Annotated in this window: 19 protein-coding genes; 11 read left to right on the top strand and 8 right to left on the bottom strand. The window is 62.0% G+C overall.

Annotated elements, in window-relative coordinates:
* The first annotated feature begins 2 nt into the window (after nt 1–2).
* Genes ACSAMW_RS21180 through ACSAMW_RS21190 form a run of 3 tightly spaced genes read left to right on the top strand, consistent with a single transcriptional unit; the run spans nt 3 to nt 3858 of the window.
* Nucleotides 3–920, top strand: coding sequence for an AAA family ATPase (locus ACSAMW_RS21180; RefSeq protein ID WP_500591939.1), 918 nt, complete (start codon nt 3–5; stop codon nt 918–920).
* Nucleotides 917–1867 carry a DUF58 domain-containing protein gene (locus ACSAMW_RS21185; RefSeq protein ID WP_500591940.1) on the top strand — a complete coding sequence of 317 codons (951 nt, stop codon included), beginning with the start codon at nt 917–919 and terminating at the stop codon, nt 1865–1867. The genes ACSAMW_RS21180 and ACSAMW_RS21185 overlap by 4 nt, the downstream gene beginning before the upstream one ends.
* Entirely contained in the window at nt 1864–3858 is a 1995-nt protein-coding gene (locus tag ACSAMW_RS21190; protein WP_500591941.1) for a transglutaminase TgpA family protein, read from the top strand. Before ACSAMW_RS21185 ends, ACSAMW_RS21190 begins: the two co-directional genes overlap by 4 nt.
* Nucleotides 3859–3864: 6 nt before the next feature.
* Here the strand turns inward: ACSAMW_RS21190 and ACSAMW_RS21195 are convergent, their stop codons facing one another.
* Nucleotides 3865–4086, bottom strand: coding sequence for a hypothetical protein (locus ACSAMW_RS21195; protein WP_500591942.1), 222 nt, complete (start codon nt 4084–4086; stop codon nt 3865–3867).
* A gap of 141 nt (nt 4087–4227) precedes the next feature.
* Nucleotides 4228–5034 carry a TatD family hydrolase gene (locus tag ACSAMW_RS21200; protein ID WP_500591943.1) on the bottom strand — a complete coding sequence of 269 codons (807 nt, stop codon included), beginning with the start codon at nt 5032–5034 and terminating at the stop codon, nt 4228–4230.
* Between the two features lie 140 nt (nt 5035–5174).
* Between ACSAMW_RS21200 and ACSAMW_RS21205 the strand changes: the two genes are divergently transcribed.
* Complete coding sequence (locus ACSAMW_RS21205; RefSeq protein ID WP_500591944.1) at nt 5175–6572, top strand: MltF family protein; 1398 nt, start codon at nt 5175–5177, stop codon at nt 6570–6572.
* 172 nt (nt 6573–6744) lie between these two features.
* Nucleotides 6745–7053 carry a class I SAM-dependent methyltransferase gene (locus ACSAMW_RS21210; RefSeq protein WP_500591945.1) on the top strand — a complete coding sequence of 103 codons (309 nt, stop codon included), beginning with the start codon at nt 6745–6747 and terminating at the stop codon, nt 7051–7053.
* A 6-nt stretch (nt 7054–7059) separates the two neighbouring features.
* Here ACSAMW_RS21210 and greB read toward each other — a convergent pair whose 3' ends face one another.
* Genes greB through ACSAMW_RS21225 form a run of 3 tightly spaced genes read right to left on the bottom strand, consistent with a single transcriptional unit; the run spans nt 7060 to nt 10739 of the window.
* Nucleotides 7060–7533: a transcription elongation factor GreB gene (greB, locus tag ACSAMW_RS21215; RefSeq protein WP_500591946.1), complete on the bottom strand. Its 474-nt coding sequence runs from the start codon at nt 7531–7533 to the stop codon at nt 7060–7062.
* Nucleotides 7534–7548: 15 nt separating this feature from the next.
* Nucleotides 7549–10056 (bottom strand): ABC transporter permease, encoded by a 2508-nt coding sequence (locus ACSAMW_RS21220; RefSeq protein WP_500591947.1) that lies wholly within the window; start codon nt 10054–10056, stop codon nt 7549–7551.
* Nucleotides 10056–10739 (bottom strand): ABC transporter ATP-binding protein, encoded by a 684-nt coding sequence (locus ACSAMW_RS21225; RefSeq protein ID WP_500591948.1) that lies wholly within the window; start codon nt 10737–10739, stop codon nt 10056–10058. Before ACSAMW_RS21225 ends, ACSAMW_RS21220 begins: the two co-directional genes overlap by 1 nt.
* Nucleotides 10740–10750: 11 nt before the next feature.
* On the opposite strand from ACSAMW_RS21225, the gene ACSAMW_RS21230 reads away from it, so the two are divergent.
* From ACSAMW_RS21230 to ACSAMW_RS21240, 3 genes are all read left to right on the top strand, one after another.
* The gene (locus ACSAMW_RS21230; RefSeq protein ID WP_500591949.1) at nt 10751–11356 is read left to right on the top strand and encodes an arylesterase; all 606 of its coding nucleotides are present in this window, start codon (nt 10751–10753) and stop codon (nt 11354–11356) included.
* A 92-nt stretch (nt 11357–11448) separates the two neighbouring features.
* On the top strand, nt 11449–11745 hold the full coding sequence (locus ACSAMW_RS21235; RefSeq protein ID WP_168084173.1) for a hypothetical protein: 297 nt from the start codon (nt 11449–11451) through the stop codon (nt 11743–11745).
* 95 nt (nt 11746–11840) lie between these two features.
* On the top strand, nt 11841–12803 hold the full coding sequence (locus ACSAMW_RS21240) for a L,D-transpeptidase family protein (RefSeq protein ID WP_500591950.1): 963 nt from the start codon (nt 11841–11843) through the stop codon (nt 12801–12803).
* A gap of 64 nt (nt 12804–12867) precedes the next feature.
* On the opposite strand, the gene ACSAMW_RS21245 is transcribed toward ACSAMW_RS21240, so the two are convergent.
* A complete protein-coding gene (locus tag ACSAMW_RS21245) occupies nt 12868–13119 on the bottom strand; it encodes an Lpp/OprI family alanine-zipper lipoprotein (protein WP_168084175.1) in 252 nt (83 codons plus the stop codon).
* Between the two features lie 436 nt (nt 13120–13555).
* Between ACSAMW_RS21245 and ACSAMW_RS21250 the strand changes: the two genes are divergently transcribed.
* Entirely contained in the window at nt 13556–13837 is a 282-nt protein-coding gene (locus ACSAMW_RS21250) for a GNAT family N-acetyltransferase (RefSeq protein ID WP_168084176.1), read from the top strand.
* Nucleotides 13838–13882: 45 nt separating this feature from the next.
* On the opposite strand, the gene ACSAMW_RS21255 is transcribed toward ACSAMW_RS21250, so the two are convergent.
* Complete coding sequence (locus ACSAMW_RS21255; protein WP_500591951.1) at nt 13883–14959, bottom strand: 3-deoxy-7-phosphoheptulonate synthase; 1077 nt, start codon at nt 14957–14959, stop codon at nt 13883–13885.
* Between the two features lie 228 nt (nt 14960–15187).
* Between ACSAMW_RS21255 and ACSAMW_RS21260 the strand changes: the two genes are divergently transcribed.
* Both ACSAMW_RS21260 and cysB read left to right on the top strand, forming a co-directional pair.
* Nucleotides 15188–15688: a universal stress protein gene (locus ACSAMW_RS21260; protein ID WP_500591952.1), complete on the top strand. Its 501-nt coding sequence runs from the start codon at nt 15188–15190 to the stop codon at nt 15686–15688.
* A gap of 114 nt (nt 15689–15802) precedes the next feature.
* Complete coding sequence (cysB, locus tag ACSAMW_RS21265) at nt 15803–16777, top strand: HTH-type transcriptional regulator CysB (protein ID WP_500591953.1); 975 nt, start codon at nt 15803–15805, stop codon at nt 16775–16777.
* A gap of 32 nt (nt 16778–16809) precedes the next feature.
* Here the strand turns inward: cysB and ACSAMW_RS21270 are convergent, their stop codons facing one another.
* Entirely contained in the window at nt 16810–17544 is a 735-nt protein-coding gene (locus tag ACSAMW_RS21270; protein ID WP_500591954.1) for a phosphoadenylyl-sulfate reductase, read from the bottom strand.
* Nucleotides 17545–17688 lie beyond the last annotated feature (144 nt).

Below are 17688 nucleotides of genomic sequence, written 5' to 3' on the forward strand. Positions count from 1 at the left end.
CGATGGCCGATTCACTGCAGGCTTGCCTTAGGGCTGTTAACCAGATAGTGCTGGGCAAGCCCACTCAAATACGCCTGGCTTTGGCCTGCCTGGTGGCCGACGGCCATTTACTGATCGAAGACGTGCCCGGCATGGGCAAGACCACGCTCAGCCATACCCTGGCCAGAGTACTGGGGTTGGGCTTTCAACGTATCCAGTTCACCTCCGATCTTCTCCCGGGGGATATCCTGGGCACCTCTGTATTTGACAAGGACAGTGGCCAGTTTGCCTTTCACCCTGGCCCCATCTTCGCCCAGTTGGTGCTGGCGGACGAAATCAACCGTGCAACCCCAAAAAGCCAGAGTGCGCTGCTGGAGGCCATGGAAGAGGGGCAGGTGACCATAGAGGGCGCTACACGCCCACTGCCACAGCCTTTCTTCGTGATTGCCACGCAAAACCCCACCAGCCAGGGTGGCACCTTCCCTTTGCCTGAGTCTCAACTGGACCGCTTTCTCATGCGTGTGTCCTTGGGCTACCCGGCCCACGCGGCCGAGCGCGCGTTGCTATTGGGGGAAGCGCGGCGGGACATGCTGCCACGCCTGGCACCTGTGCTGAACCTTGAACAATTGGCGGCCATTCAGGTCCGCGCCAAAGCCATTCGGGTCAGCGAAGCCGTGGTGGATTATGTGCTGCGCCTGGCCGAGGCCACCCGTACCCAGCCTCATTTCGCTATGGGCCTGTCACCCCGTGGCAGCCTGGCCCTGCTGTCTGCAGCCCGTGCGTGGGCCCTGCTAGATGAACGTGAATACGTGATACCCGAAGACATTCAAGCCGTACTTCCCGCTGTGGCTGGCCATCGCCTGCGTGACCGTACCGACCCCGGCAGCCAGCAGGGCGGTGCCTTGGTGCAGTGGCTGTTGCGAGAGGTGCCGGCCCTGTGACCACGCACTGGCGGCAGCGGGTTGCGGCCTGGCAAGCCCGCCGCTCGCCCCCGGCCCCAGACGTTGTGCTGGACCACCGGCGGATCTACATTCTGCCCAGCGGCGCAGGCTACGGTTTTTTCGTCACCCTGGCGCTGGTGTTGCTGGCAGCCATCAACTATCAGAACAGCATGGCCTATGCGCTCGCGTTTACGCTGGCGGGTCTGTTTGTGGTCGCCATGCTGCATACGTATCGCAACCTGAGCGGGTTGTGGATCAGAGCACAGGCACCGGCCCCTGTGTTCGCCCATGAAGCGGCTCAGTTCGGGCTGATGCTGGAAAGCCAGGGCCGCCCGCACCTAGCCGTCTACGTGGGATGGTCCAAGGCGCAATTGCAGCGCCTGGACCTGGCAGTGGGGCAGGCGCAGCGCATCACACTGGGGCTGGCAGCACCACACCGGGGCTGGATGGCTGCGCCGCGCATTCGCTTGGAAACGCGTTTCCCGCTGGGGTTGCTACGGGCCTGGAGCTGGGTTGACCTGAGCCAGCAGGTGCTGGTGTACCCCGCGCCCCAGCCGGCTGTGTTGCCCCCACGTCACGGGCCGGCCGGTGATGCCGAGGATCACGGTTGGCATGTGCTGGACACAGGGGTAGATGATTTTCAGGGCCTGCAAGCCTATCGGCCGGGAGGCTCGTGGCGGCGCCTGCACTGGAAGGCGTTTTCCAAAGGCCAGGCATTGCTGATCAAGTCGTTTGCAGAGGTGCGCGGGCAGGACGTGGCTTTGGACATCGCTGTCCTTGAAGGGCCGCTTGAACAGCGGCTGTCCGTATTGTGTCATTGGGTGCTGGCGCTGAGCAGCCGGGGCGAGTCGTTTTCCCTGCACCTGACCAGTACCTCGCTGGCCACCGCTACGGGTGAGCCACATCGAGACGCGTGCCTGTATGCCTTGGCGATGGAAGGGCTATGAGTACGGTGGCCAGGGTACCGGACCTGCCGCGCAGTGCACTGCACTGGCTGCTGGGCGCCGAAGCCTTGGTGCTGGTTCCGTTATGGCCCAATGTGCCCGTATGGCTGCTGGGCCTGTGGCTTGCGTGCAGTGGCTGGCGGCTCTGGGTAGAGCGCCGAGGGCGCGGCGCCCCAGGCTGGGTGGTCAAAGGGGTTCTGCTGGTTGCCATGGTGGCCGGCCTTTACCGCGCCGTAGGCACGGTCATCGGCCTGGAGTTCGCCGCCGCCTTGCTGGTGGCCGCTTCAGTGCTGAAACTGTTGGAAGTGCAAGCCCCGCGGGATGTGCGGGTGGTGGTTATGCTGGGGTTTTTCTGCCTCGCCGTTGGTTACCTGTTTGACGCCAGCCTGCCATGGGCGCTTTATAGCCTGCTACCACTGAGTGCCTTGCTGGCCACCTTGATTGCTTTGGAGCTGCCGTCGGCGTCCATGAACTGGACCCTGCCGTTGAAGCGCGCCGGGCTACTTATCGGCCAGGCCCTGCCGTTGCTGCTGGTGCTGTTTGTGCTCTTTCCCCGGATTGGCCCCTTGTGGTCATTGCCCATGCCAGGAGACCGCGCAAGCACCGGGCTGAGTGATACCGTTGCACCAGGCGATATTGCCGAGTTGGCACAGTCGCCAGAACTGGCTTTCCGGGTGGCATTCGAAGGCCCTTTACCCCCTCGCCAGGCCTTGTACTGGCGTGCCCTGGCGTTGGACCGGTTCGACGGTACACGCTGGACCCAGAGCGATCCGGGGGCGGTACGCACGGCGCCCGAGTGGCAGCCCCAAGGCTCTGCCTACCGCTACCGAGTGATTCAGGAGGCGAGCCATCAGCCCTGGTTGTTCATGCTGGACACCAGCCGCCTGGAGAGCGCCGATGCTCGGCAAGGGTACGACCTTCGCTGGCAGCGTTCCCGGCCCATCGACCAGGCGTTCAGCTATGACGCCACGGGCTGGCCACAGGCGTTGCGTGAGCCTGTTTTAAGCGAGGCTGCTCGTCGCCAGGCCTTGGCGCTGCCGCAGGCCGGGAACGCCCGGAGCAGAGCACTGGCCCAAACCCTGGCCCATGGCAATCCGTCGCCTGATCAGCAGGTACAGGCGGTGTTGCACCTGTTCAACCAGCAGGATTTTCATTACACCCTGCGGCCTACGCCCTTGGGCGCTGATAGCATCGATGGTTTTCTGTTTGAGAGCCGCCGTGGCTTCTGCCTCCATTACGCAGGCGCGCTGACGTTCCTGTTGCGCAGCATGGGGGTGCCTGCCCGGATTGTGATGGGCTACCAGGGTGGCGAATTCAACCCCCGCGGCGGGTACCTGAGCGTGCGCCAATACGACGCCCATGCGTGGGTTGAATACTGGGTAGCAGGCCGTGGTTGGACCCAGGCCGACCCTACGGCCGCCGTAGCGCCCCAGCGGGTGGAGGCCGGCTTGGCCGAGGCCCTGGCCGCCGACGAGCCTTTTCTAAGCGCGTCACCTTTCTCAGCCCTGCGCTACCGCCATTTTCAATGGCTTAACGAGGTGCGCCTGGGATGGGAGAACCTTAACTACGGGTGGGAGCGCTGGGTACTGGGGTATCAGGAAGCCCAGCAGCAACAGTGGCTGAGCCGGTGGTTTGCAGGCGCTACAAGCTGGCTGCTACCGGTTGCAGGTGGTGGAACACTGGCACTACTGGCGCTGGTCCTGCTTCGGCCCGGCCGGCGGGTGGTTGACCCTGAGCTTAAACTGTACCGGCGCTTTGAGCGCGTATTGGCTCGCAAAGGGCTGCGCGCCCGTTCAGGTGAGGGGCCTCATGATTTTGCGGCGCGTGCTGTGTTAGCTTTTCCTGATCACACCGCAGAGATAAAGGCGTTCATTGAGGCATTCAGCCGTTTCCGCTACGGGGGTGACACTGGAGCCAAGCGTCTGGCAACGCTGGCACTCGCCAGGCTGGAAAGAGGGCTACGCACGGCGCATCGCTACCCACACCCTGGCTGATCCTTGTTAACGAGAATGTGCAGCCTTGGGTTTGCTAAGGGCCGCTACCAGGCAAATAGCGCCGATTGCCGCTGAGGGGGCGCTGTGAGTAGCGATACCTAAGCCAACCAGTGCGATGGCAATCAGCAACAGTGGGAAGGTGAACAAGGCCGCAGCAGGCGTGGCGGTGGCCAACAGGTTATCGGCGGGCATGCGACCTGCAGTACGGCAAGCGAGGCGTCTAAGCATGATCTGGCTCCATCAGGGATGCGAATGATTCATGTTTGAAGCGTAGCCAACTGACGTGCTCCACGCGAATCACAGTTCTCTATGGGCCCCATAGCTGGTTTGAAAGTTTCGTTCAAGGGGCGAACGGGCAATGGCCGTTTTTCAGATAGGTTCAGGCAGCCCGAAAAATGCCCGGGCGCATGCCGTGGTATGGGCTGCCACATCCGCCTCGGATTCCTGGCGATGCTCAGCTACCGCCTTCAACACTTCGGGCAGGTAGGCCGGTTCGTTGCGGCCGTTTTTAGGCTTTGGGCGCAGGGTACGAGGCAACAACCAAGGCGCATCGCTTTCCAGCATCAACCGGCCGCGAGGAATGCTGCCCACCAAGGGATGCAAATGGCTGCCACGGCGTTCATCGCAGATCCAGCCTGTGATGCCGATATGAAGGTCCAGGTCCAGGTAGGCGAACAGGGCTTCGCGGTCGGCCGTAAAGCAGTGCACCACCGCATGGGTCAGGCGATCGCGCCACTCGGCCAGAATAGGAAGCATCCGTGCCACGGCCTCTCGCTCATGCAGGAATACCGGTAGCTGATGCTCTGAGGCAAGTGCCAATTGCTCCTCGAACGCTTTCTCCTGCTGGGGGCGGGGAGAAAAGTCCCGGTTGAAATCCAGTCCGCATTCGCCAACGGCGCGTACCCGCGAATGGCGCAGCAAGGCATCGATACGTCGCCTTGTATCGCTGTTCCAGGCCGTGGCGTCGTGAGGGTGAACGCCGGCGGTGGCAAACAGCTGCTTTTCCTCGGGGTCAAGCCGTTCGGCCAACTCAATGGCCTGCTCGCTGACCTCGGCACTGGTGCCGGTAATGACCATTTGCACTACACCGGCCGCCACGGCCCGCGCTATAAACGCAGCGTGCTGCTCGTCGAATGACGAGTGAGTCAGGTTGACGCCGATGTCGATGAGTTGCATGGTGGCTCCTTTCAGGCTGAGGCCGGAAAGCATACCAAACCTGGATTTCAAACAATAAAACCCGTTGCAGGCTTGGCCCGCACGGTTTTGGTAGTTCTCAGGCGGCGCGCCTGGGGGTGGCTTTTAACCTCGGAGCACACATGAAAGGTCCTGCTGCTGGCCAGGGATTGACCCTGGCTACACTCGCGCTTTTCGTCTTCACCTGTACCGCTGCGCTGGCTGAGCCTCGGCATGCCGCTCCCCCTGCACGCGACCTGGCGCAGATCCGCCAGGCCAAAGTGCTCAGGGTGGTGGTGAACCAGAGCCGTAACAGCTCCACCACCGTAGCGGGCGAAGCGTTGGGCACTGAAGACCAGCGCCTGCAAGCGTTCGAACACTACCTCAATGCCCAGCCGGGGCGGCACCCACAGGTTCGCCTTAAGGCCGTACCGCGCCCTAAGGGCCAACTACTGGCGGCCCTGCAGCGCGGCGAGGCAGACCTGGCTGCACCAGGCGAAGCCCTGCCAGCCGATACCTATGGCCAGGCCGTAGAGGCTGCCACCACGGTGGCCAGCACCGTGCTGGTACTGGTGCAGCCTCGCAAGCACCGTGCCGTGACCCGCCTGGACCAGCTGGCCGGCAAGCACGTGGTGCTGGTGGCCGGCAGTGCGGCCCAGGAAGCCGTAAAGCAGGCCAATGCCCAACTGGCCGCACGCCACAAAGCCCCCATGGTGGTGGAGTGGGCAGACCCCACCCTGGGGGTTGAGGATGTGCTGGACATGGTCAGCGCTGGGGTATACGGCCTTACGTTAGTGGAGCAACCCATTGCCGAGCGCTGGGTGAAGCTGATGCCGGACCTGCGCATCGAACGGCGCGTACCCTTTCGCGCACCCACGCCCATGAGCTGGTACGTGCGCCAGGGCGCCCCTCAGTTAAGCGATAGTGTGCGCCAGTTCTTGGGGCAGTACCGAGCACCGGTTAATCAGGACAAGGACCTGCTCGACGCCTGGCGCGGGCTGTATCAAACCCAATACCCCCTGCACCGGGACGACCGCGAGCGCCTGGAAACCCTGCGCCCTGTGCTGCAACGCAATGCCCGGCAGCAGGGCCTGGACTGGTTGGACCTGGCTGCACTGGCCTACAAGGAGTCAGATCTGGAGCCGGACGCCCGTGGTGGTGGCGGTGCCAGCGGGCCCTTGCAAATCACCCCTGCCGCCGCACGCCGGGTGGGGGTGAAGAGTGTGGCTGAACTGGACGATAACGTGAAAGCTGCTGCCCGGTACCTGGCCCTTATCCGGCGCAATTTCTTCAATGCCAAGGGCATGGATGAGCGCGAGCGTATGGCCTTTGTATTGGCGGCCTACAACATGGGGCCGGAGCGCGTACAGCGGTTTCGCGCCCAGGCCAGGCAGCGTGGGCTGGACCCTAACCGTTGGTTCTTCCAGGTAGAGCGGGTTGCCATGGAGAACGTAGGGCTGGCGCCAGTGCGATATGTGAACAACGTGAACAAATACTACTTGGCCTTCGACCGGGCACGCGACAGCCTGGAGCGCAGGTAATGCCGATATTGACTCTCAAACCTGCCCCTACTAGGATCAGACACATGCGCCGATTTAGACAGCTACTTGCGGGGCGCCTGGGCGTTGTTCATCGCCTGAAATACCGCTAAAGCGCTGGCTCGGTGTTACCTCGCACCCGCCCGCGAAACCCGTGAGGTGGAGTACCCCGCCAATGAGTTGCCCACGCCCCGTCTGCTGCCTGGCCCCGCTGCCGGGTTCTGTGCTTACCTCTCATGTCCCCAGCATCCTGTTGATTGGCCAGCATCAGCCCACGCTGTTGCGCTACCTGGATGGCTGGCCCCGGCGCCATGGCAAGGCCACGCCGTTTTCGGTACGGTTCATGGACCCCGGCCAAGGCCTGGCGCACGTGGCGGACGACCGGTTTGACCTGGCCGTGGTGCAGTCGCCCTCGGCTGAGCATGCCCCGGCTCTTATCGCTGACCTGGTGCGTGTGGCACGCCAAGGGCTGCTGCGCTTCTGAAGAACGCTAACCCTCGTACTCTACCTGGTTGACGATCCAACACACGTCGCCTGTGGGGGTGGGTACCATCACCTCGTCACCTTCCTCTTTCTTGAGCAAGGCACGGGCCATGGGGGCATCGATAGAGATGTAGTCGTTGCGCCCGTAGATTTCGTCATAGCCCACGATGCGAAACCGGCGGGTCTCGCCCTCCAGGTTCTCGACTTCGACCCACGCCCCGAAAAACACCCTGCCTTCCTGCTCAGGTGAGTAGTCAACCACCTTGACGTCTTCCAGCCGCTTGCGCAGGTAGCGCACGCGGCGGTCGATCTCGCGCAACAGTTTTTTGTTGTACTGGTAATCCGCGTTCTCGCTGCGGTCGCCCAGCGAGGCCGCCCATTGCACTTTCTGGGTCACATCCGGGCGGGTCACCCGCCACAGTTCGTCCAGTTCGGCCTTCAGGGCATCGAACCCCTTGCGGGTAATAATGTTGGTACTCACGCCCACACCACCTCTCTATCCTTCACGTAGCACCTGCAACGGGCTGGCCGTCAGCGCTCGCCGGGTACCGAATACGCCAGCCACACCCACCACTAGTGCGCCCAGCAATGGCAGCAGCAGCAACCAGGCATGGGGATGCCACGGCAGGTTCAAGGCAAAACGGTACAGTGCCCAACTGGCCGCTTCGGCAGCGATGGCCGCCAGCACGCCGCTGGTGACGCCTAGTACGCAGAATTCGATGCGCCGGGCCCTTACCAGCAACTGACGGCTGGCACCCAGCGCGCGGAGCAGGGCGCCTTGGTGAATGCGCTCATCCAGCGTGGCTTGCAAACCTGAGAACAGTACCGCGAGCCCAGCCGCCAGTACGAACACCAGCACGTACTCCACCGCCAGGGTGACTTGCGCCAGAATGCTGCGCAATTGTTCCAGCAACGCCTGCACCTGCAACAGGGTCATGGCTGGGAACGCACGGGCCAGGGCGACCACTTGCGCATCGTGCCCAGGGGGCAGGTAGAAGCTGGTGAGGTAGGTGACCGGGAAGTCTTCGAGCGTGCCAGGCTCGAAGATCATGAAGAAATTAGGCTGGAAGTTGTCCCAGGTCACCGTACGGAGGCTGGCTATGCGGGTATCCCGTACGGTGCCGCCCACGCTGAACGTGAGGGTGTCCCCTACGTTCACGCCAAGGCTTTCGGCCAGCTTCTGTTCTATGGAGACGCCTGGCAGCGGGCCTGGCGAAGCGCTCCACCATTGGCCCGCGATCAGGCGATTGCCCGTAGGCAGGTCGGTGGCCCAGGTGAGGTTCAGGTCCCGTTGGGTTGCCCGTTGCCCCTGGCTGTCCTCGGTTACCACTTCGTCTACAGGCTTGCCGTTGATGGCCGTCAATCGGCCTGCCACGATTGGGTACAGCGGTGCGCCGGTGGCCCCATTGGCCTTGAGCTGTGCCGCAAAGGCCTCGCGCTCGGCGGGTAGAATGTTCAGGGCAAAGAAATTGGGTGCATCGGCGGGCAACTGGTGCTGCCAGGTGTCTAGCAGCTCTCCCCTCAGCAGCGCCACCAGCGCCATGGCAAACAATATCAAGCCGAATGCCAGGGCTTGCCCCGCCGCCGCGAAGGGGTGCCGCAACAGTTGCCCTACGCCCAGGCGCCAGGGCAGTGTGGCATGGGCCAACGCGTGGCGAAGGCGCTGAAGGCCCAGCACCAATACGCCACCCAGTACCAAGGCGGCCAGAGCACCAGCGCCCAGCAAGGCCACGGTGAGCAAAGGGTCCAGGCTCAGCCGCCACATGATCAGGCCCAAGGCGGCCAGGGCGCTGCCATAGACGAACCAGGTGCTTGCGGGCAGGGGCTGCAGGTCGCCTCGCAGTACCCGCAGGGGCGGTACCCGGCCTAGGGCAGCCAGGGGCGGCAAGGCAAAACCGGCCAGGGCCACCATCCCGGTGCCAATGCCGGCCAGGGCAGGCAGCAGCCCGCCATCCGGGACCACGCTGGGCAGCAGGCCGTGCAGCAGTGCAAAAATACCGAACTGCGCCAGCCAGCCGATCAATGCACCGGCCACTGCGGCGACCAGGCCCAGCATGGCCAGTTGCAGGGAGAAAACCCACATCACATCCCGTCGGGACAGGCCCAGGCAACGTAACAGCGCACTGGCATCGTAGCGGCGGGTAGCGAACCGCGCGGCAGACAGCGCTACGGCCACGCCGGCCAACAGCACCGCGACCAGGCTAGCCATATTCAAATAGCGTTCGGCCTTGCTCAAGGCACCGCCCACCTGGCGGTTGCTGTCACGGGCGTCGCGCAACACCTGGTTGGCATTGAGCCCCACCTTCACCAGTTCCCGGTATTGCTCCAGGTTCTGAGGCGCCCCCCGCCAAAGGTCACGAAACGTCACGCGGCTACCAGGCTGCACCACGCCAGTGGCGTCCAGGTCCTCTAGGTTCATCATCACCCGTGGCGTCAGGCTATAGAAGTTGCCGGCCCGGTCGGGCTCGTAAGTCAGCACTCGTGCCAGGCGCAAGTGCGTGTTGCCAATGCTCACCGTGTCGCCAATGTTCAGGTTCAAGGCGCTCAACAAGCGGGGCTCTACCCAGGCTTCGCCTCGCCCTGGTGCGCCGCCTTCCACCTCTTCAGCATAGGGCTGGGCTGCACTGCGCAACTGCCCACGCAAGGGGTAGGCGCTGTCTACAGCCTTGACGCTCGCCAGTTCGATACCTTCGTCGGTGGCAACCACGCTGCTGAACTCCACCACACGGGCGTGATCCAGGCTCAGCTCCAGGCCGGTGCGTATCTGCTCGGAGCGGGCAGGGGTACTGCCTTGGAGTACCAGGTCTGCCGCCAGAAATTCCGTGGCACGCAGTTGCATGGCGCCGTTGAGGCGAGCGCCGAAGTAGCCGATGGCGGTGCTGGCCACCACTGCGACGAGCAGCGAAAAGAACAGCACGCGCAATTCACCGGCACGGGCTTCCCGTACCAGCTGGCGCCCAGCCAGTCGCAGGAGGCGCCCCAGGCCTTGACTGCCTGCAGCCATCAATTGGCCCCGGTGGCAACCAGTTGCCCCGCCTCCAGCCGGATCCAGCGGCGGCAACGCTGTGCCAGCCGCTCATCGTGAGTCACCAGGACCAGCGTGGTGCCGCGCTCGCGGTTGAGGGTGAACAGCAGGTCGGTAATGGTTTGGCCGGTGTGCGTATCCAAGTTGCCCGTGGGCTCGTCGGCGAACAGCACGGCCGGTTCAGCCGCAAAGGCACGAGCGAGGGCAACCCGTTGCTGTTCGCCGCCCGAGAGCTGACGAGGCCAGTGCCCCAACCGTTCACCCAGCCCTACACGCTGTAATAGCTGCGTGGCCTGGGTGCGTGCATCGGCCCTGCCATGCAGCTCCAAGGGCAGCATCACGTTCTCCAGTGCGGTAAGGGTTTCTAGCAACTGGAACGACTGGAAAACGAAACCAACGTTTTCAGCCCTGACCTGAGCCCGCTGGTCTTCGTTCAGGCCCGTGAGCACCTGCCCGGCCAAGGTGACGTCGCCCTCGCTAGGCTGGTCCAGCCCGGCCAGCAGCCCTAGCAGGGTCGATTTGCCAGAGCCTGAGGCGCCTACAATGGCCAGGCTGTCGCCCGCAGCGACCTCCAGAGACAGCGCTTGAAGAATATGCAAATCGCCTTCCGCCCCGGAAACCACTTTGCTAAGGTTCCGCGCTGTGAGAATGCTTGCGCCCATGGAGATTCCGAATGCGTATGTGGAAAGTGGCCGCCGTGGTGTGGGCGGTGTGCCTGGCTCAAAGCGCCGTTGCAGGGACTGTGCTTGTGCTGGGGGATAGTATCAGCGCAGGTTTCGGCCTGGATACCTCAAAGGGCTGGGTTGCACTACTGCAACAACGCCTGCGCGATGAGGGTTATACCGACCGGGTGGTCAACGCGTCCATTACCGGTGACACCAGCGCCAACGGCCGTGCGCGGCTTGAGCCGCTGTTGGCGGCGAACACGCCAGACCTCGTGGTACTGGAGTTGGGTGGCAACGATGGCCTGCGGGGGCAGCCCCCTGCACAGTTGCAACAGAACCTGTCATGGATCGTCGACAAGGCCCGTGAGAGCGGGGCCCATGTGCTGTTGCTCGGGGTGCCACTGCCACCCAATTACGGTGCGGCGTATATCAATGCGTTCACTGGTGTTTACAAGCAGGTAGCGCTGGACAAGCAGATTCCCCTAGTAACGTCTTTCCTTGAAGGCGTAGGCGGGGTGCCTGAACTGATGCAGGCCGACGGTATTCACCCCCGTGTAGAAGCTCAGCCCAGGCTGTTGGAAAACGTGTGGCCCACCCTCAAGCCGCTGCTGTGACCTGAGCGTTTTCACGTTTGGCATTTGGCCTGCACGGGCTCTTTTCTCCGACCAGCCTTTGAGCTAAGGTTGCGCCCCCTTTCGGAGCCTCTATGCCACGTCCTGCCTGGTCCCTGCATGCCTACCAACTGATCGAGCCCGACGAACAGCTGGACCTGTTCGCCTGCCAGGAGGTGCGCGTCCATGTGGCCGCCCGGCAACTGGAACTGGGAGGGTCGATCGATCGCACGCTATGCGGTGGCCTGCTGCCGGCGCAGCCTCGCTGGCAGCCCGTGGGGCGCGGCATTTTTCGGGATACCCGGTTGTGCCCCTTGTGCCGGGCCATTCTTTTTGCCCAGCGCAAGGGAACCCGGCCAGTGTGGCCGGGCCTACAGAACGAATACGATTGAGCGCGCCGTTGGCCGTGTGGCTCACCCACTGCCAGGGGCTGAGTGTACAATCGTCGGCGTGTGCCTTGGTTCATTGCATTTAAGGATTTCCCAGGATGTTGCCGTGCTTCCCCGCGTTTAGCCGTTGCCTGTCTCTGGCCGCTGCCCTGGTGGCAGGGCCGGCCGCAGCGCTGGAGTTCCCACTGCCCCCGGCGGGCGAAGACGTGGTGGGCCAGGTCCAGACCGTCACAGCCAAGTATGAAGATACGTTTGCCGACCTGGCCCAGGCCTACGACCTGGGCTACAACGAAATGTTGGCGGCCAACCCTGGCGTGGATGCCTGGCTGCCCAAGCCCGGTACTGAGATTGTGCTGCCTACGCGGTTCATTCTTCCGCCCGGGCCACGTACGGGGATCGTGATCAACCTGGCTGAATACCGCCTGTACTACTACCCCAAGGGCGAAGAGGTGGTGCGTACCTACCCGCTGGGCATTGGCCGGGAAGGGTGGGGCTCTCCTATCGCGACTACCAAGATCATTTCCAAGGTCGCCAACCCATCCTGGACGCCCCCAGCGTCAGTGAAGGCCGAGCATGCGGCCGATGGCGACCCGTTGCCCAACGTAGTGCCACCGGGGCCAGATAACCCCCTGGGGCCTTACAAGTTCGGGTTGGGCCTGCCTGGGTATCTGATCCATGGCTCCAACAAGAAGTTTGGCATAGGCACGCGCACCAGCCACGGGTGCTTCCGCATGTACAACGAGAACGTACTGGAACTGTCCACGATGGTTCCAGTGGGCACGCCTGTACGCATCATCAACGAACCCTACAAGTTTGGCGTGAGTGCAGGCCAGGTGTACCTGGAAGCTCATACGCCACTGGACGCAGAAGGCGACCCCTCGCGGGAAGACAAGCACACGGCTGTGGTCAACGCCTTGGTGAATCGCAAGGACCTCACCGGTGTGGTCAGTGTCGACTGGGATCGGGTGCGTGATGTGATCGGCGCTGAGGATGGCCTGCCGGTAGTCATCGGCGCCCCCAGCGGCCCTGCTGTAACAACGGCGCCTGTTACGCCGCTTTAACCTGGCGCAATAAAAAACCGGCCCCTTGAGAGGGCCGGTTTTTTTGCAGCAAGGTCCCGAAGGATTACTTGCGGCTAGCCTTGTCGAGCATACGCAGGGCGCGCTCGTTGGCTTCGTCAGCAGTCTGCTGGGCTTTCTGGGCAGCAGCCAGTGCTTCGTCAGCCTTGCGGTAGGCTTCGTCGGCACGTGCCTGGGCGCGAGCGGAAGCGTCTTCGGTCGCGGTCAGGCGAGCTTCGGACTCTTTGGACGCGCTGCTGCAGCCGGTAGCCAGAACGGCAGCCAGAGCCAGAGCAGAGAATTTCAGAACGTTGTTCATCGTGTTCCCCTTCAAAGGACTTTCTATTTAAGAGCCATTTCTCAGTATGAGAAACTGGCCGGCGTACATAGTACTCATTACTTGTAGTAAGTAAACTCAGTGTCCGCAAGAAACAGCAAAAAATACGCTGCACAGCGCCTCGGGCAAGCTACACCAATGCCACCTTTTGCCAGGCTGGCTGGGGGTGGCAGGGTGTTTATGAAGTTGAAAGGCACTTGCACCTCACACTTGCAACTAAACTTAGTTGTGAACTCATTGCGGCTTTTACTGTCAAGCCAAGATTATGCAACCAAAGGCTACAAGCTGGTTCATAAACACGGGTATGTGATCCAAGGCCTGCAGGTTGCGACAGGTGCACCTATGTGGCCAGTGGTTCCAAAGGCACAGAAACAGCGGTATGGTAAGGGTCTAACTCCAAGACCCGCGAGGATTCGACATGAGCGAGGCGCTGTCCATTCATCATGACCAGGCAGGTCACCAGTTTGAAACCAACGTGGACGGTCATCGTGCCTACCTGACCTACATGGACCTGGGTAAGCAGACGCTTGATATCTACCGTACCTTTGTCCCCAATGCGCTACGCGGCCGTGGCATTGCGGCCGCGCTGACGGAAACCGCGCTGGCCTACGCCGAAGGCATGGGCTATACGGTAATCCCGTCCTGCTCGTACGTTGAGCGGTACATGGAGCGCCACCAGCGCCGCGCTGCAAAGCTGTAACACCACGGCTTAAGCAGGGTGGGGGCTGTATCAGCCCCCTCTGCGTCAGTGCCTTTTGCGTGTTGGCAACACGGCTTTGAGCTTGTCGCGCATGGCGCGAATGCTTTGCTCGGTCGTTTCCCAGCCAATGCAGCCATCCGTAATGGATACCCCGTATTGCAGGTCTGACAGGTCCTTGGGGATACCCTGAGCGCCCGCATTGATGTGGCTTTCGACCATCAGGCCAATGATGGAGGTATTGCCTTCGAGCACCTGATTGGCCACGTTCTCCATTACCAGCGGCTGCAGGGCCGGGTCCTTGTTGGAGTTGGCATGACTGCAGTCGATCATCAGGTTCGAGCGAACCTTTGCTTTCTCCAGTGCCTGCTCGCACAGCGCGACGCTGACCGAGTCGTAGTTGGGCTTGCCGTTGCCACCCCGCAAAACTACGTGGCCATAGGCGTTGCCTTTGGTTGTCACGATGGACACGCCGCCTTCGGGGTTGATGCCCAAAAAGCGATGAGGGCTGGAGACCGACTGCAGTGCATTGATGGCGACCGTAAGGCCACCATCGGTGCCGTTCTTGAAGCCCACTGCTGACGAAAGGCCGGACGCCATTTCTCGGTGGGTCTGGGACTCTGTGGTGCGTGCGCCGATGGCCGACCAGCTGATCAGGTCCTGCAGGTACTGGGGTGAAATCGGGTCCAGGGCCTCGGTAGCTGTGGGCAGGCCAGCCTCGGCCAGGTCCAGCAATAGCTGGCGGCCGATATGCAAGCCATCGGCGATCTTGAAGGAGTCATCCAAGTAAGGGTCGTTGATCAAGCCCTTCCAGCCCACAGTAGTGCGTGGCTTTTCAAAATACACCCGCATGACCAGATAGAGCGTGTCCGAAACTTCTTCGGCCAGTGCCTTGAGGCGCCGAGCATAATCGTGTGCAGCCTTGATGTCGTGAATGGAGCAGGGGCCGATCACTACGAAAATGCGGTGGTCAGTGCCGTCCAAAATGTTGCGGATCACTTCCCGCCCCTTGGTGACGGTCGCTTGCGCCGCTTCGCTCAGGGGAATGTCGCGCTTGAGTTGATCGGGCGTGATCAGAGTCTCGTTGGAGGCGACGTTAAGGTCGTTGATCGGTAAATCGGCCATGGGGGTACTCGTCTATCAGGCAGGTCAGGCGCGCCCGGGGCGGGCGGTGCGCGCGAAGGTGCCGAACCTTAGCGCGTTCTACGCCTGTTCGACAATGGCCGGTCGTGCCCTTTAGGCTGGCGTTCAGGCTCAAGCATTGCCTCAAAGGGGGGAAACCTGCCTACTCACCTAGCCACTGCTAGACTAGGCCCTATTGCTGCCCGAGACAGGCAGTGCGGGGGAGCCGGAATGATCCGTTCAATGTTGTACGCCACTGACCTTGGCGCCTATGCACCCCTTGTGTTGCAGCACGCGCTAGCCCTGGCCCGAACGTTCGAAGCTGAATTGCACGTGATTCACGCGGTTGAGCCCATGGGCACTTTCGCTGAATCCGTACTACAAAGCTATCTGGATGCGCCCACCCTGACCGAACTCCAAGGTCGGGGGGTAGACGCCATGATGGCCAACATTGAAAAGCGGGTGCTGGACAATTTCAGTGAAGAACTTGCCGATGGCGAGCGCGACCTGGACCTGATTCGCGCGGTGTGTGTGCGTCAAGGTGACCCGGCCGACGTTATCCTGGACCAGGCTCGGCGGCTTCACGTGGACTTGCTGGTTCTAGGTAGCCATAGCCGGGTGGCAGAAGCAGGGGTGCCGTTGGGTCGTACGGCGGCCAGGGTGATGCGGCTCACGCCTGCGCCGGTGTATCTGGTGCCCCTTAATCAGTCACCCGCAGGCCGTTATCTGTGACACATCTTGCAAAAAGTTCTAGATTCTCGCCCCAACCATCAATATAGTTATATCCGTTGCCGTGACTTGCTGGCTAAGCAAGGCCTTGGCGTATTGGCCTTTGGGGGGTCGCGAATGAAGCTTCAGCAACTGCGCTATATCTGGGAAGTCGCTCACCACGACTTGAATGTCTCCGCAACGGCGCAGAGCCTCTATACCTCCCAGCCTGGGATCAGCAAGCAGATCCGCCTGCTGGAGGATGAGCTAGGGGTGGAAGTCTTTGCCCGCAGTGGCAAGCACCTGACACGTGTGACTCCGGCAGGCGAGCGCATCATCACCACAGCGGGTGAAATCCTGCGCAAGGTGGAAAGCATCAAGCAGATCGCCCAGGAATTCTCGAACGAGAAAAAGGGCACGTTGTCCATCGCCACCACCCATACCCAGGCACGCTATGCCCTGCCGCCTGTGATAAGCGCCTTTATCAAGCAGTACCCAGACGTAGCACTGCACATGCACCAAGGCTCGCCTATGCAGATTGCCGAAATGGCTGCAGACGGCACCGTAGATTTCGCCATTGCCACCGAAGCACTGGAGCTGTTCGGCGACCTTATCATGATGCCTTGCTACCGCTGGAACCGTTGCATAGCCGTACCCCAGGGCCACCCTTTGGCCAAAGCGCCCAAGCTCACCTTGGAGCTGTTGGCCGAGCACCCTATCGTCACCTACGTATTTGGCTTTACCGGCCGCTCAAAACTGGACGAAGCCTTTAGCCACCGGGGCCTGACACCCAAGGTGGTGTTTACAGCTGCTGATGCGGACGTGATCAAGACCTACGTGCGCCTTGGGCTGGGCGTAGGCATTGTGGCGCACATGGCCGTCGACCCTAAGCTGGACAGCGACCTGGTGGTATTGAACGCAGACCACCTGTTCGAGCCCAGCATTACCAAGATCGGCTTCCGCCGCGGCACCTTCCTGCGGGGCTTCATGTGTGACTTCATCGAGCGCTTTGCGCCTCATCTCACCCGCGAGGTGATGGCCAAGGCGGTGGCTTGCCATAACAAGCAGGAGCTTGAAGCCCTGTTCGAAGGCGTGGAACTGCCAGTTCACTAAACGCACCGTGGCTGGCATTGGGGCGGAGTAGCCTATTGCTTGGCGATAAGGTTGCCGGCGTGCAAGCCACACTCTTTCTGCGTGGCTTCCTCCCACCACCAGCGGCCTTCGCGCTCGTGCTGGTTTGGCAATACCGGCCGGGTGCAAGGTTCGCAGCCAATGCTGATGAACCCACGCTCGTGCAGGGCGTTGTAGGGCAGTTCCATCATGCGGATATACGCCCACACCTCTGCGCTGCTCATCTGGGCCAGTGGGTTGAATTTGTATAGCGTGTTGTCGGGAGTCGAGAACGCAGTATCAACCTCCACCACTGCCACTTGGCTGCGGGTGCCAGGGCTCTGGTCACGGCGCTGGCCCGTGGCCCAGGCCCGCACGTTGGCGAGTTTGCGGCGCAACGGCGCAATTTTGCGAATGCCGCAGCATTCGCCATGGCCGTCACGGTAAAAGCTGAACAGCCCTTTTTCCTTCACCATGGCTTCCAGCGGCTCGCGCTCCGGGTTGAGCACTTCAATGGCAATGCCATAGTGCTCCCGTACCTGCTCGATGAACCGATAGGTTTCCGGGTGCAGGCGGCCGGTGTCCAAGGTGAAGACCTTGACCTGCTTGTTCAGCGTGTGGGCCATGTCCAGCAGCACCACATCTTCGGCGCCACTGAAGGAGATCCAGAGGTCGTCACCGAAGTGATCGAATGCCAGTTTCAGGATGTCTTGCGGGGATTTGCTGGCATAGCTGGCCGCCGCTTCGGCGACATCAAAGAGGTGGTTCATCAGGCGGTTCCAATGTGATGGCGCCTTGTGGCGCTCGAATGGCAGCAAGGTTACCAAATTGTGCGCTCGCGTGCTGGCAGGCCCTATAGCATCGAGGGCAGCCGCTGTACTGCGATGGCCTGTTCCCGGTCTCCGCCTTCGGCT

The organism is Pseudomonas sp. AB39(2026) (genome assembly GCF_059831485.1).